General features: G+C 71.8%; 11 protein-coding genes. 6 read left to right on the top strand and 5 right to left on the bottom strand.

Features of this window, described 5'->3' with window-relative positions; genetic code table 11:
• The first annotated feature begins 253 nt into the window (after positions 1-253).
• Genes ACIHFB_RS25560 through ACIHFB_RS25545 form a run of 4 tightly spaced genes read left to right on the top strand, consistent with a single transcriptional unit; the run spans position 254 to position 6,810 of the window.
• Positions 254-1,510, top strand: coding sequence for an aminotransferase class III-fold pyridoxal phosphate-dependent enzyme (locus ACIHFB_RS25560; protein ID WP_365281863.1), 1,257 nt, complete (start codon positions 254-256; stop codon positions 1,508-1,510).
• Complete coding sequence (locus tag ACIHFB_RS25555; protein ID WP_400128014.1) at positions 1,507-4,359, top strand: FAD-binding and (Fe-S)-binding domain-containing protein; 2,853 nt, start codon at positions 1,507-1,509, stop codon at positions 4,357-4,359. Before ACIHFB_RS25560 ends, ACIHFB_RS25555 begins: the two co-directional genes overlap by 4 nt.
• On the top strand, positions 4,356-5,819 hold the full coding sequence (locus tag ACIHFB_RS25550) for an NAD-dependent succinate-semialdehyde dehydrogenase (protein ID WP_400128013.1): 1,464 nt from the start codon (positions 4,356-4,358) through the stop codon (positions 5,817-5,819). Before ACIHFB_RS25555 ends, ACIHFB_RS25550 begins: the two co-directional genes overlap by 4 nt.
• Positions 5,812-6,810, top strand: coding sequence for a D-2-hydroxyacid dehydrogenase (locus tag ACIHFB_RS25545; protein ID WP_400128012.1), 999 nt, complete (start codon positions 5,812-5,814; stop codon positions 6,808-6,810). The genes ACIHFB_RS25550 and ACIHFB_RS25545 overlap by 8 nt, the downstream gene beginning before the upstream one ends.
• Before the next feature lie 63 nt (positions 6,811-6,873).
• Here ACIHFB_RS25545 and ACIHFB_RS25540 read toward each other — a convergent pair whose 3' ends face one another.
• Genes ACIHFB_RS25540 through ACIHFB_RS25520 form a run of 5 tightly spaced genes read right to left on the bottom strand, consistent with a single transcriptional unit; the run spans position 6,874 to position 11,938 of the window.
• Complete coding sequence (locus ACIHFB_RS25540) at positions 6,874-8,064, bottom strand: helix-turn-helix domain-containing protein (protein WP_365281859.1); 1,191 nt, start codon at positions 8,062-8,064, stop codon at positions 6,874-6,876.
• A gap of 44 nt (positions 8,065-8,108) precedes the next feature.
• The gene (locus ACIHFB_RS25535; protein ID WP_400128011.1) at positions 8,109-9,482 is read right to left on the bottom strand and encodes an NAD-dependent succinate-semialdehyde dehydrogenase; all 1,374 of its coding nucleotides are present in this window, start codon (positions 9,480-9,482) and stop codon (positions 8,109-8,111) included.
• A gap of 34 nt (positions 9,483-9,516) precedes the next feature.
• Positions 9,517-10,167 (bottom strand): RraA family protein, encoded by a 651-nt coding sequence (locus ACIHFB_RS25530; RefSeq protein ID WP_400128010.1) that lies wholly within the window; start codon positions 10,165-10,167, stop codon positions 9,517-9,519.
• The gene (locus ACIHFB_RS25525) at positions 10,164-10,580 is read right to left on the bottom strand and encodes a RidA family protein (protein WP_400128009.1); all 417 of its coding nucleotides are present in this window, start codon (positions 10,578-10,580) and stop codon (positions 10,164-10,166) included. Before ACIHFB_RS25525 ends, ACIHFB_RS25530 begins: the two co-directional genes overlap by 4 nt.
• Positions 10,577-11,938 (bottom strand): MFS transporter, encoded by a 1,362-nt coding sequence (locus tag ACIHFB_RS25520; RefSeq protein WP_400128008.1) that lies wholly within the window; start codon positions 11,936-11,938, stop codon positions 10,577-10,579. Before ACIHFB_RS25520 ends, ACIHFB_RS25525 begins: the two co-directional genes overlap by 4 nt.
• 12 nt (positions 11,939-11,950) lie before the next feature.
• Here ACIHFB_RS25520 and ACIHFB_RS25515 point away from each other — a divergent pair, with 12 nt between their 5' ends.
• Together ACIHFB_RS25515 and ACIHFB_RS25510 are read left to right on the top strand one after the other, a co-directional pair.
• A complete protein-coding gene (locus ACIHFB_RS25515) occupies positions 11,951-12,073 on the top strand; it encodes a hypothetical protein (protein WP_365281854.1) in 123 nt (40 codons plus the stop codon).
• Between the two features lie 224 nt (positions 12,074-12,297).
• Positions 12,298-13,989 (top strand): thiamine pyrophosphate-dependent enzyme, encoded by a 1,692-nt coding sequence (locus ACIHFB_RS25510; RefSeq protein ID WP_400128007.1) that lies wholly within the window; start codon positions 12,298-12,300, stop codon positions 13,987-13,989.
• Positions 13,990-14,032: the final 43 nt, after the last annotated feature.

The following is a 14,032-nucleotide window of genomic DNA, read 5'->3' as shown; positions in this document are numbered from 1 at the left end:
ATGCGTCAAGCATTCGAATGCGTACGCCGCTGTACGCCGGAGAGACCGACAGGTCACCGAGGTGTGGGGTGTGAGCGGTGAGGCGGTCCGGGGTTGGCCATCACCCTGGTTCAGCTCACGGCCACCGTCAATGAGCACGGTGTTCCGCCGGAGAACGCCGAGTGGACAGTCTGTTCGTTGACGTTCCCACCCCACAGCCCACAGGGTGATAGGTGTCCCCCGCACCCTTCTCACGCCGTGGGAGAGCCGCCGTATGAGCCAACTGTCCGAGCATCTGCGCCAGGCCACACCCGTCGTCGCCGAACGCGGAGAGGGCGTCCACCTCTACGGCACGGACGGCCGCCGCTATCTGGACTTCACGGCGGGCATCGGTGTCACCAGCACCGGTCACTGCCACCCCAAGGTGGTCGCCGCCGCGCAGGAGCAGGTCGCCACACTGATCCACGGCCAGTACACGACGGTCATGCACCGGCCGCTGCAACGCCTGGTCGAGCGGCTCGGCACGGTCCTGCCGGAGGGGCTCGACAGCCTGTTCTTCGCCAACTCCGGCAGCGAGGCGGTCGAGGCCGCGCTGCGGCTCGCCCGCCAGGCCACCGGGCGGCCCAACATCGTCGTGTGCCATGGCGGTTTCCACGGCCGTACGGTCGCCGCCGCCTCGATGACCACCTCGGGCACCAAGATGCGCACCGGGTTCGCCCCGCTGATGGGCGGCGTCGTCATCACGCCTTTCCCGCACGCCTTCCACTACGGCTGGGACCAGGAAACGGCGACCCGGTTCGCGCTGCGCGAGTTCGACCACCTGCTCCAGACCGTCTCCGATCCCGAGGACACCGCGGCGATCATCGTCGAGCCGGTTCTCGGTGAAGGCGGTTACGTCCCCGCCGACGCCGCCTTCCTGCAAGGGCTGCGCGAGCGCGCCGACCGGCACGGCATCCTGCTGATCCTCGACGAGATCCAGACCGGTGTCGGCCGCACCGGCCGCTTCTGGGGCCACGAGCACTTCGACGTCCGCCCCGACATCCTCATCACCGCCAAGGGCCTGGCCAGCGGCTTCCCCCTGTCCGGGATCGCCGCGTCCACCGAGCTGATGCACAAGGCCCGGCCCGGCTCGCAGGGCGGCACCTACGGCGGCAACGCCGTCGCCTGCGCCGCGGCCCTCGCCACCCTCGACGTTGTCGAGGAGGAGGGCCTGGTCGCCAACGCGGCCGCCATGGGGGCCCGGCTGCGTGCGGGCCTCGACGAGGTCGCCGCGAAGACCCCCGCGATCGGTGATGTGCGCGGGCTGGGGCTGATGCTGGCGAGCGAGTTCGTGACCGAGAGCGGTGAGCCCGACCCCGGGGCCGCGTCCCGGGTGATGAAGGCCGCTGTCGAGGAGGGGCTGCTCCTGCTGCCCTGCGGCCCGTGGGGGAATGCGGTGCGCATGATCCCGCCGCTGATCGTCGACGCGGCCGCGATCGACGAGGGGCTGCGTGCGTGGTCGGCGGCGGTCGCGGTGGGCACGGCCGGATGAGCGACGCGCGCTCCCTGGTCGACGTGCTGGCGCGTACCGCGCCGGGACTTGAGGTCGACTTCGGCGACGGTCGGCGCGCCCAGTACGCGTACGACGCCTCCAACTACCGGGTGCCGCCGCTCGCCGTCGCCTTTCCGCGGTCCGCCGAGGACGTGGTCGCGGTCGTACGGGCCTGCCGTGAGTTGCGCATCCCGCTCACCGCACGCGGGGCGGGCACCAGCATGGCCGGCAACGCCGTCGGACCCGGCCTGGTCCTCGACTTCTCCCGTCACCTCAACCAGGTGATCTCCATCGAACCCGCCACCCGCACCGCTGTCGTCGAACCCGGCGTCGTCCTCGACGACCTCCAGCGCGCCGCCGCGCCCCATGGCCTGTTCTTCGGCCCCGACCCCTCCTCGCACAGCCGCTGCACCCTCGGCGGGATGATCGGCAACGACGCCTGCGGGAACCACTCGGTGCGCTACGGCCGTACGGTCGAGCACGTCGAGGAGCTGGAGATCGTCACGGCCGGCGGTGTCCGGGCAGTGGCCGGGGTCGGGGGCCTGTCCGGGGACGCCCCGGAGATCGCCGCACTCGACACCGCCCTCACCCGCCTCGTCGACGACAACCTCGCCGCCCTGCGCACCGAACTCGGCCGCATCCCCCGCCAGGTCTCCGGCTACCAGCTCCATCACCTGCTGCCCGAGCACGGCCGTCATGCCGCCCGAGCCCTGGTCGGCACCGAGGGCACCTGCGCGGTCGTCACCCGCGCCACCGTTCGGCTGCACCCGGTGCCCGAGGCCACGACGCTGCTCGCGCTCGGCTACCGGGACGTGGTGGACGCCGCCCGGGACGTCCCCGCGATCCTGCTCCACCGGCCCACCGCCGTGGAGGGCATGGACGAGGCCATCGTCGCGACCCTGCGACACCGGCGCGGGCCGGGGGCCGTCACCGGTCTTCCCGAGGGCGCCGCCTGGCTGTACGTCGAACTCGACGGCGCCGACCAGGCTGACGCCGACCGGCGAGCGGCCGAGCTGCTCGGTGAACTCCGTGCGGGGGAGCGGATGGTGGCGGGGAGGGTCGTCGAGGACCCTGCCGAGCGACGTTCGCTGTGGCGGGTGCGTGAGGACGGTGCCGGGCTCGCCGCCCGTCTCGTCGACGGCGGTACGTCCTGGCCGGGTTGGGAGGACGCAGCCGTCGACCCGCACCGACTCGCCGACTATCTGGGCGACTTCCGCGCCCTGCTCGCCAAGCACGACTTCACCGGTGTGCTGTACGGGCACTTCGGGGCGGGCTGCGTCCACGTCCGTATCGACTTCGATCCGGCGACCGAGGAGGGCGCCGCGGCCATGCGGACATTCCTGGAGGAGGCCGCCGCCCTGGTCGTCGCACACGGCGGGACTCTCTCCGGCGAACACGGCGACGGACGTGCCCGCAGCGCACTCCTCGCCACCATGTACAGCCCCCGGATGCGCGCTGCGTTCGCCGCCTACAAGCGGCTCTACGACCCCGACGGCCTCCTCAACCCGGGCGTGATCGTCGATCCGGCGGCCGTGGACGCGGACCTGGCGCTGTATCCGATCACCTCGCGGGCGGCTGCCACGGGCTTCACCTTCCCGGAGGATCCAGGCGGACTGGCCGAGGCGGCCGGCCGGTGCATCGGAGTGGGCCGGTGCCGCAGTGACGTCGGCGGATCCATGTGCCCGAGCTACCGTGCGACGCACGACGAACGCGACTCCACGCGGGGCCGGGCCCGGCTGCTCCAGGAGATGCTGCGCGGCGGCCCCGACACCGTGATCGCCGACGGCAGTCGCTCAACGGACGTACGTGACGCCCTCGACCTGTGCCTGTCCTGCAAGGCCTGCGCCGCCGACTGCCCGGTCGGCGTCGACATGGCGACGTACAAGTCGGAGTTCCTGCACCGGCATTACCGGCGCCGGCTGCGTCCGCGCAGTCACTACAGCCTGGGCTGGCTGCCCTGGTGGTCGGCGCTTGCCCGCTGGGCCGCCAGGCCTGTCAACGCCGTACTCGGCGGACCCCTGGGGCGGCTCGTCGCGCGGCTCGGCGGAGTCAGCACCGAGCGCTCCATCCCGGCCTTCGCCCCGCGCCGGGCCCTGCGCGGACAGCTGCCTCCGCAGCCCGAACACCCCGCCGCCGTCCTGCTCGTCGACTCCTTCACCCGCGCCTTCCGGCCCGAGGTCGCCGGAGCGGCGGCCCGCGTCCTCGCCGACGCCGGGCTCCCCGCGACGGTGCGCAGCGGACTGTGCTGCGGGCTGACGTGGCTCACCACCGGCCAACTCGGCACAGCGCGGCGCGTGTTGACCCGTACCGTCGAACACCTCGACGCCGAGGGCGAGTTGCCGATCGTCGTCCCCGAGCCGAGCTGTGCCGCCGCACTCCGCCATGACGCCCCCGCGCTGCTGGGCACGGAGGCAGCGCGCCGGGTCGCCGCCCGCGTCCGTACCTTCGCCTCGGCTCTGGCCGAACTCGCCGACGCCGACTGGAAACCGGCTGTCGTACCCGAGCGCGTCACCCTCCAGACCCACTGCCACGAGTACGCCGTCTTCGGTGAGACGACCCAGTCCGCGCTGCTGCGCCGCCTGGGCGTCGACCACGTCGACGAGGCGGGCGGCTGCTGCGGACTGGCCGGCAACTTCGGCTTCGAGGCGGAGCACTACGCCACCTCGATGATCGTCGCCGGTCTCTCCCTCGCTCCGAAACTCGCCGCCCTCGAAGCGACCGACACCGTCCTCGCCGACGGCTTCAGCTGCCGTACCCAGGCGGCCCACCTCACCGGCCCCGACGGCCCGCAGGCCCGGCACCTGGCCCAACTGCTCGACCCGAACCCGCCCGGAGGCACCTCCTCATGACGAAGGTCATCGACTCCGTCCCCAAGCAGCTGTTCATCGAAGGGAGTTGGCAGGACGCCACCGAGGGCGCCCGCTTCCCCGTGGACGATCCCGCGACCGGGCAACGGCTGTGCGAGGTCGCCGACGCCTCGCCCGCCGACGGGCGACGCGCCCTCGACGCGGCGGTGGCGGCGCAGGAGGCCTGGGCGGCGACCGCCCCGCGCGCACGCAGCGAAATCCTGCGCCGCGCCTACGAGATCATCCTCGACCGGCGTGAGGACCTCGCTCTCCTCATGACCCTGGAGATGGGCAAGCCGCTCGCGGAGGCCCGCGGCGAGGTCGGGTACGCGGCCGAGTTCTTCCGTTGGTTCTCCGAGGAGGCCGTACGCATCGACGGCGGGCTCACCCGCACACCCGACGGTGCCAACCGTGTCCTGGTCATGCGCCAGCCCGTCGGCCCCTGTCTGCTGATCACGCCCTGGAACTTCCCGCTCGCCATGGGCACCCGCAAGATCGGCCCGGCGATCGCGGCCGGCTGCACCATGGTCCTCAAGCCCGCCCCGCAGACCCCGCTCTCCAGTCTCGCCCTCGCCGGCATCCTCACCGAGGCCGGACTCCCGGACGGCGTGCTCAACGTCGTGACCACCACGGACGCCGCCGCAGTGGTCGAACCCCTGCTGCGCGGCGGAGGCGTGCGCAAGCTGTCCTTCACCGGCTCCACCCAGGTGGGGCGGTTGTTGCTCGCCCAGTGCGCCGACACGGTCGTACGGACGTCGATGGAGTTGGGTGGCAACGCGCCGTTCATCGTGTTCGAGGACGCCGACCTCGATCGGGCGGTGGAGGGCGCGATGGTCGCGAAGATGCGGAACATGGGGGAGGCGTGCACCGCCGCCAACCGCTTCTTCGTCCACCGGTCGGTCGCGGACGCGTTCGCCGTGCGGCTTGCCGAGCGGATGGCGGCGCTCAGGGTCGGGCCCGGTACCGACCCCGGCTCGCAGGTGGGCCCGTTGATCGATGCGGCGGGGCGGTCCAAGGCCGACGGACTCGTCCAGGACGCCGTGACGCGCGGCGCCAAGGTGATCACCGGGGGCGAAGTGCCGGACGGGCCGGGGCACTTCTACCCGCCGACCGTGATCACCGAGGTTCGGGCGGACTCGGAGCTGATGCAGGCCGAGATCTTCGGGCCGGTCGCCGCGATCCTCACGTTCGACGACGAGGAGCAGGTCGTTCGGGCCGCCAACGACACCGAATGGGGTCTGGTCGGCTATCTGTTCACCCAGGATCTCGATCGTGCGCTGCGAGTGGGGGAGCGGCTGGAGACCGGCATGGTCGGTATCAACACCGGGCTGGTCTCCAACCCGGCGGCGCCCTTCGGCGGCGTCAAGCAGTCCGGGCTCGGGCGGGAGGGCGGGCGCGTCGGCATCGACGAGTTCCTGGAGTACAAGTACCTCGCGATCCCCGTGGTGGACGCCCGTGGCTGACCGGCTCGTCGTCCTGCACCGGGGCATCCTGCCGCCGAACGCCGGGGCCATCGAACGTCTCGCGGACACGGTGTATGCCACCGAGGAGGAACTGCCGCTCCTCCTGCCCGGCGCCGACGTCCTGTTCTGCTGGCATTCGATCACCCTGGCGGTCGCGGCGGCCTGGCCCGAGGATCCCGCTCTGGCTCCCGGCTGGGTCCATGTGGCCGCCGCCGGAGTGGACTCACAGCTCTTCCCCGCGCTGGTCGGCAACCCGAACGTCATGTTGACCAACTCGCGCGGCGTCTACGACCAGGCCATCGCCGAGTACGTCCTCGGCCTGATCCTCGCCCTCGCCAAGGACTTCCCCGGCACCTGGGAACACCAGCGGCGCCGTGAGTGGCGGCCGCGTGACAGCGAACGCATCGGCGGACGCGGCGCGTTGGTCTGGGGGACCGGGCCGATCGGACGGGCCATCGCCCGCATGCTGCGCGCCGTCGGCATGCGCGTGACCGGCGCCGGGCGCACCGCACGCGCGGACGACCCGGACTTCGGCACGGTGCATGCGGGCGACGGCGCGGGCCTGCGCACCGCACTGGCCGACGCCGACTACGTCGTCCTCGCCGCCCCGCTCACCCAGGCCACCCGCCTCATGGTCGACGCCTCCGTCCTCGCCGCGATGAAGCCCGGCGCCCGGCTGGTCAACATCGGCCGGGGCGCCCTCGTCGACGAGGAGGCGCTGGCCCGTCACCTCGCCGACGGCCGGCTCGCCGGGGCGGCCCTGGACGTCTTCGCCCAGGAGCCGCTGCCCGCCGCCTCACCCTTGTGGGACCTGCCCGGCGTGATCGTCTCCCCTCACACCGCGGGCGAGGTCACCGGCTGGCGCGCCGACCTGGCCGACCTGTTCCTGGACAACCTCGGACGCAGGAAGGAGGGCCGTCCGTTGCGGAACGTGGTCGACAAGGACAAGGGCTACGTCAGGGCGACGCTGCCCATGACGCACTCCGGGTGACGGCCGCGGGAGGTCTGATCGATCTCGGAGGTAGGCGACCCGGCCTACGGGGCACTGGGACCGTCACACCTGTCGCAGGCGACGTGCGCTGAGAGCCAGGACCACCAGGGCCGCGTCCTCGGGGCGTCTGGGGTCGCGGCCGGTGAGTTCGGCGAAGCGGTTGAGGCGCTGCTGGATCGTGTTGCGGTGGCAGTACAGCGCGGCGGCCGTGTCGGCGACGGATCCGCTGCCCGACAGGTGCACCTGGACGGTCTCCAGGAGCCGGTCCGCCTCCGCGGGGAGAACTCCCGTGTGCAGCCCGCCGAACACGTCGGCCGCCAGATCCCGGCCGAGGTCCCCGGCCCGGTGGACCAGGACGTCGAGCCAGCTGTCCTCCAGGCGATGCGGTTCGGTGGCGTCGGGCGGGAGCACGCGGGCCGTGGCGGTCGCCAGGGCCACCGCGCGGGGCAGCTCGGTCAGCCCGGTCACCTCGGAGGAGACACCGCATGGTGTTCCCTGAAGCTGTGTCAGCACCGCGTCCCGGGTCAGCCGGGGGCTCAACTGGACGACCAGGACCATGTCCGAGGCGACCGCCTGCTGTTGCAGCGGGGCACCGAGGTTACGGAGTGCGTTCGCGACTCCGCGCAGCGACGCCTCACCGCCGCCGGGTGCGACCGCGCACAGGAAGCGCCCGGACGCCTGGAACCCGAGCGCCCGTGCCGCGTCCTGCACCACGGTGGGATTGCGGCCGTCGCTGTCCAGGAGCCGACTGAACCACAGTCGCCGCTCGTCCTCCGTCCGCCTCCCCATCTCCAGCACGGTGCGTTGATAGGCGGTCATGATGCCGGTGACGTGGTGCTCGACCGCCTCCCACACGTAGTAGGCGGAGTTGACCAACTGGGCCTTGCCCTCGTCACCCGCGCGCCGCACCAAGGCGGCCCACACGACCCGGAAGTCCACGCGAGCAGCCTGGAGCAGTGCGTCCAGCGGAACACCCTGCCGGGCGCGCTGTTCGCCGACCCGCTCGGAGACACCGGCGATGTGTTCCGGCACCGGCAGTCGGGCGACGGTGCGCAGCAGGACCTCGAAGGCCTGCCAGGCGCTGTCGCGGAAGTCCTGCGGGGAGACCAGATCCGAGTAGGAGGCACGCAGCGGCCCCACGTACTCGGCCCATTCGTCGACCAGGCTGTCGATGTCCTCCAGGCACTGCCGTGCCAGAGCGACGACATGCGGGTCCGGTGGAGGGAGGGCCGAGGGCGAATGCGGCGTGTGCATGTGCTCCATCCTGGCCTGCTCCTCCTCGCCCGGCAGCCACGGGCTCATCCCCGTACGCGGATGACCTTCCGGTTCACGAACTCGCTCATGCCGTACGCACCCAGTTCCCGCCCCACACCGGAGAGCTTGACCCCGCCGAAGGGAAGGTCCTCCTGGGTGCCGGAGGGGCCGTTGATCGACACCATGCCGACGTCGAGCGCGTCGGCGACCGCCTTCGCGGCGGCGAGGTCGCGCCCGAACACGACACTGCCCAGGCCGTACGGCGTGTCGTTGGCGAGGCGGATCGCCGCCGCCGTGTCGGGGACCCGGTGGACGACCGCGACCGGGCCGAAGATCTCCTCCCGGTAGGCGCGCATGTCGGGGGTGACGCCGGTGAGGACGGTCGGTTCGACGAAGGCGCCCTCGCGGGCCGGGCGCCTGCCTCCGGTGATCGCCGTCGCGCCCCGCTCCACCGCGTCGTCCACCTGCGCGATCACCGTCCGGGCGGCCTCCTCGGAGGAGAGGGGGCCGAAGGAGACGCCGTCGTCGGTGGGGTCGCCGACGGTCAGGGCCCGCACCGCCTCGGTGAATGCCTCCAGGAAACGGTCGTAGACGGAGTCGACCACGATGAACCGCTTCGAGGCGGTGCACGCCTGGCCCGCGTTGCCCATCCGGCCCTCGACGGCCGCGCCGACGGCGGCCTCCAGGTCGGCGTCGGGCAGGACGACGAAGGGGTCGGAACCGCCGAGTTCGAGGACGTACTTCTTGAGGTGGCGGCCCGCGATCTCGCCCACCGCACGCCCGGCCCGTTCCGAGCCCGTGAGCGAGACGCCCTGGACCCGCGGGTCCGCGATGACGCGGGCGACCTGGTCGTTCGTCGCGTACACGTTGATGTACGCGCCTGCCGGGAGCCCGGCCGCCCTCATCATGTCCTCGATGGCCTGCGCCGACTCGGGGCAGCTCGGGGCGTGCTTGAGGACGACGGTGTTGCCGAGGACGAGGTTCGGGGCCGCGAACCGGGCGACCTGGTAGTACGGGTAGTTCCACGGCATCACACCGAGCAGCGCACCGAGCGGCTCGGACCGTACGACCGCGTCGTCGCCGCCGCGGATGTCGAGCCGCTGGTCCGCGGCGAAGTCGGGGCCGTGCTCCGCGTAGTAAGCGAAGATCGCCGCCGACAGGTCCACCTCGCCCAGGGCCTCGCGGGTGGTCTTGCCCATCTCGCGGGTGATGATCGCGGCCAGTTCCTCGCGCCGCTTCTCGAACTCCCGGGACACGGCGAGCACGAGATCGGCGCGCTCCTTGATCGGGCGTCGCCGCCAGGACGCGAACTCCGCTGCCGCTGCCTCGACCGCGCGGTCGACCGTGGTGTCGTCCGACGTCGGGTATCGCCGCACGAGGGTGTTCGTGGCCGGATCGACGATCTTGTATTCCGTCATGTGTGTCTTCCTTGATTCGCAGAGCCGAGGTGGATCAGCCGAGGTGGAGGAGCGTCCGCAGGTCCTCGCCCGCCCGGATCCGCCGGAGCAGCTCCGGCTCCGCTGCGTCCGACCGTTCCGCTTCGTGCACTACGGCGGCCAGCGCGGCCGGTGGCAGGGCGATCACGCCGTTGGCGTCGCCGAGGACGATGTCCCCCGGCGCGACGCGGACACCGCCGATGTCCACGGGAACCTGGTGCCGCCCTCCTCCGCCGTCCAGCCGCTTGGTGGTCAGGCAGGTGGTGCCCCGGGCGTGGACGGGCAGGCCGGAGTGCGGATCCGTGAGCGCGTCCACGTCGGTCACCACCCCGTCGACGAGGATGCCCACGGCCCCACGCGCTCGCGCCGCCGCGACCGTGACGGCGCCGATCGGCGCGTGCGTGTGGTCGCCGCCCATGTCGACGACCAGCACCTCACCGGGGCGCAGTGCGACGAGCGCGCGGTTCACCGCCGTGGCGTCCGGGGCGTGAAGGGCCAGGGTGGCGGCCGTACCGGCCATCCGCCGCGGCTGCCCCAGCCGCCGTACGGCCGGGTCGACGAAGCCTTCTTCGAGGAAGTGGCCCAGGGTCGGGAGGTCGACGTGCTGGAGTCGTTCCAGCAACTTCGCGTGCCCGGGGGCTACTTGGTCCGGGGCCGTGATGCTCACCGTGCCGCCTCCGACCTGACCACCGCGACACAGTCGATCTCCAGAGTTACGCCCCACAGCCCCACGCACACCGTCGTCCGCGCCGCCCGGCGGTTTGCGAAGTACGACTCGTAGACCTGGTTGTAGGGCGCGAGCTGGTCGGATGAGCTGAGATAGGTGTTGACCTTGACGACGTGGTCGAGATCGGAGCCCGCCGCGTGGAGCACTGCTTCGAGGTTGCGCAGGGTCGCGTGCACGTCGTCCTCGAAGGTGCCGGTCGACTGTCCCGGGGCGGCGGGTATCTGGCCGGTGGTGAAGACGAAGCCGCCGGCGGACGTCGCCTGGACGTAAGGACCTACGGCGGCCGGAACGCCAGGCGCCGACTCGATCCGTGTGATCCCGCCCCCGTTTGCTGCCGTTGTCGCGGTGCTCATACGACGGCCCTGATCGGCCGTGCGGCAGGCGGGGACGCAACGCCCGGCTCGTCGATGTCCCCGAAGCGGGTCTCCGCGAGGAGGAGCAGGGCCAGCAGGGACAAGGTCGCCGCGCCGAGTACGTACCAGGCGATCGAGGAGCTGCTTCCGGTGGCCGTCAGCAGCCAAGCGGTGACGGCCGGGGTCGCCGCGGAGCCCAGCAGGCCCGACAGCATGTAGGCGACCGAGAGGCCCGAGTACCGGACCCGGGTGCCGAAGAGCTCGGCGAGGAAGGTCGCGATGGGGCCGTAGTTGGCGGAGAACGCGAGCATCATCAGCGCGTAGGCCACGAAGACGAGGGGCGCGGATCCGGTGTCGAGGAGCCAGAAGAACGGGAAGGCGAGTACGGCCTCCGCCGCGATGCCCGCGTAGATGACGGGCTTGCGACCCACGCGGTCGGACAGCCGGCCGAAGTACGGGATGGCCAGGAAGGCGATGGCACAGGACACCATGACCGCCCACAGCATCAGGTTCTTCGAGTGCCCGAGGTCGTTGGTGCCGTAGCTGACACCGGAGGCCACCATCAAGGTGAAGGTCGACCCGGTGGAGAGTGTCGCGACACCGCCCAGCAGCACCTGGCGCCAGTACCGGGCCATCAGGGCGAAGAACGGGATCCTGGCCTTGGCCCCCTCCTGCCGGACCGCCTGGAAGGACGGCGTCTCCTCGATGTGGAGCCGGATGTAGAAGCCGATGCCGACGAGGATCGCCGAGGCCAGGAAGGGGATCCGCCAGCCCCACGAGTACAGCGCGTCGCTGCTCGTGGTGGAGGCCACCAGCAGGAACGCGCCGTTGGCGAGCAGCGTCCCGATCGGCACGCCGATCTGGACCATGGAGCCGAAGAATCCGCGCCGGTCCTGCGGTGCGTGCTCGACGGTCATCAGTACGGCACCGCCCCACTCGCCGCCGAGCGCGAGGCCCTGCACGACGCGCAGGCCGAGCAGCAGGAGTGGCGCGGCCACGCCGAGGGTGTCGTATCCGGGGACGAGGCCGATGCAGAAGGTGGCCACGCCCATCGCTGTCAGGGAGATCAGCAGCATGGACTTGCGGCCGAGACGGTCTCCGAAGTGACCGAAGAGCACGGCGCCCACCATGCGCGCCAGGTAGGCGGAGGCGAACGTCAGGAACGACAGGATCGTGCCGACGGCCCCGTCGAACTCGGGGAAGAACACCTCGCCGAAGACCAGCGCGGAAGCGGTGCCGAACAGGAACAGGTCGTACCACTCGACCGTGGTGCCGACCATGCTGGCGAGGGAGATCCTGCGCATCTTCGTCGCGTCGAGCCGGCTGTCTGCGGTTGGCGGGGAAGCGGGAGCGGTCATGGGGACTCCGGTGTGAGCAGAGGAAGCGTCTGGGTGCTGTGCGGGCGCCATCGGGTCGGCCCACCGTGCATCGACCACTTCACCGGCCACAAGGAGCAGAAGCACACCGCCACGGACCGTCGACTGTGCACATGACCAATGGGCCACGTCGCGCTTCGGAGCCCGGATGAAAACTTCTTGTTACGGACGTGGGGTCGGGCAGAAGAACAGTCAGGGGACGTACATCGATCGCATGCCCGGCCCTGTTCATCTGCACACCGCGACGCCCGTATCCGGGGGCCTTTGCCCCGTGTCTCCGGCCGATCCGAAAGCAACACTGGCCGGGCAACCGCGGCCTCAAGAGAAGGAACAGACCCCCGATGGCGAACGTCGCACCCGAGTCTCCCGAGCCCTCCGAGCGCCCGCTCTCCGCCGGCCATCTGATCGTCGCGCAGCTGGAGCGCGAAGGCGTACGGCGGGTGTACGGCGTTCCCGGCGAATCCTTCCTCGACGTGCTCGACGGCCTCCACGATTCGCCGATCTCGACGGTGGTGACCAGGCACGAGGGCGGTGCGGGCTTCATGGCGCTGGCCGAGGGCAGGCTGACGGGGCTGCCCGGGGTGGCCATGGTCACCCGGGGGCCGGGCGCCGCGAACGCCTTCATCGCCGTGCACACCGCGTACCAGGACGCGACCCCGATGCTCCTCTTCGTCGGGCTGATCCCGGTGGCCGACCGCGGCCGGGAGGCGTTCCAGGAGTTCGACCTGACCGGGTGGTTCGGCAGCACCGCGAAGAAGGTCGTCACGCTGGACGACCCGACCGCCGCCGCCCGTGTCGTCGCGGAAAGCGTCCACGTGGCGCGGAGCGGTCGGCCCGGTCCCGTGGTGATCGGCATTCCCGAGGACGTCCTCACCCTGCCCGCGGGCTCCACCGGCGGGGTCCGGCCGCTCGCCGTACCACGTCCCCGCGCCGCTGAGGCGGAGCTGAAGGAGCTGGTGCGCCGGTTCGAGCACGCACGGCGCCCGCTGGTCGTCGTAGGCGGCGAGGGGTGGACCGCGGAGAGCGGCCAGGAACTCATGCGCTGGGCGACGCGTCACTCGATCCCCGTCCTCGCCGACTTCCGCGCCTACGACGCCGTCCCCCACGACCTCGAAGGAACCGGCGCCTACGCCGGTTCACTCGGCTACGGCCGCGGCGACCACGCCGCCCGACTTCTGGACGAGGCGGACCTCACGGTCTTCCTCGGCACCCCCCGTGGCGACGTGCTCAGCGACGGATACACCCGCGGCCTCGACTCGGAGACGGTGCTCGTCCTGCCCGGCGACGCGCAGGGCCACTGCGGCCGTATCGACCAGTTCGTCTCGGCGCACGCGCCGTCCTTCGTCCTCGACCTCGTCACCATGTCCGCGTCGCCGGACACGGACGCCGAGTGGTTCGAGGCCGCCAGGGAGGCGCACGCCCGCTTCACCACTCCCACTCCCGCTCCCTCGCCCGAGCCGACTGCCTCGGAGGACGACGCGTATGTCGACCTCGCCGCGGTCATGGGCGTACTGCGGGAGGAGCTCGCATCCGACGCGGTCATCACCTACGGCGCCGGCAACCACGCCCTCTGGCCGGCCCGCTACCTTCCGCACCGCACCCCGGCCTCCCTCGTCGCACCCCGCAACGGCGCCATGGGCATGGGCATACCGGCCGCCGTCGCCGCCTCGCTGGCCTTCCCCGGACGTGAGGTCGTGTCCGTCGCGGGCGACGGCTGCTTCCTGATGAACGGCCAGGAACTGGCCACCGCCGTGGGACACGGCGCCGTGTTCGTCGCCCTGGTCGTCGACAACGGTTGCTACGCGACGATCCGCGAGCACCAGGAGGGCGCCTACCCGGGCCGTCCGTCGGGCACCCGGCTGACCAACCCGGACTTCGCGGCGTGGGCCCGCTCGTACGGCGCGTACGGCGAGACCGTGACCTCGCACCGCGACTTCCGTGAGGCGTTCCGCCGCGCCCGCGCGAGCGGACTCCCGGCCGTACTGCACCTGATCCAGGACCCCGCGGTCCGCGCACCGGCGACCGCCGCCTGAGCCCCCGACTTCCCCCTCCCACACCCCCCGACAGGACGTGAAC

Source organism: Streptomyces sp. NPDC051963, from assembly GCF_044593495.1.
Taxonomy (GTDB): Bacteria; Actinomycetota; Actinomycetes; order Streptomycetales; family Streptomycetaceae; genus Streptomyces.
The sequence above is the reverse complement of the archived record's forward strand: the minus strand, read 5'-3'. Positions and strand labels throughout refer to the sequence as shown.

Coding starts and splice junctions, on each gene's coding strand:
- ACIHFB_RS25540 (WP_365281859.1), bottom strand. CDS start 8,064: ATGCACACGCCGCATTCGCCCTCGGCCCTCCCTCCACCGGACCCGCAT.
- ACIHFB_RS25520 (WP_400128008.1), bottom strand. CDS start 11,938: ATGACCGCTCCCGCTTCCCCGCCAACCGCAGACAGCCGGCTCGACGCG.
- ACIHFB_RS25550 (WP_400128013.1), top strand. CDS start 4,356: ATGACGAAGGTCATCGACTCCGTCCCCAAGCAGCTGTTCATCGAAGGG.
- ACIHFB_RS25510 (WP_400128007.1), top strand. CDS start 12,298: ATGGCGAACGTCGCACCCGAGTCTCCCGAGCCCTCCGAGCGCCCGCTC.
- ACIHFB_RS25525 (WP_400128009.1), bottom strand. CDS start 10,580: ATGAGCACCGCGACAACGGCAGCAAACGGGGGCGGGATCACACGGATC.
- ACIHFB_RS25560 (WP_365281863.1), top strand. CDS start 254: ATGAGCCAACTGTCCGAGCATCTGCGCCAGGCCACACCCGTCGTCGCC.
- ACIHFB_RS25535 (WP_400128011.1), bottom strand. CDS start 9,482: ATGACGGAATACAAGATCGTCGATCCGGCCACGAACACCCTCGTGCGG.
- ACIHFB_RS25555 (WP_400128014.1), top strand. CDS start 1,507: ATGAGCGACGCGCGCTCCCTGGTCGACGTGCTGGCGCGTACCGCGCCG.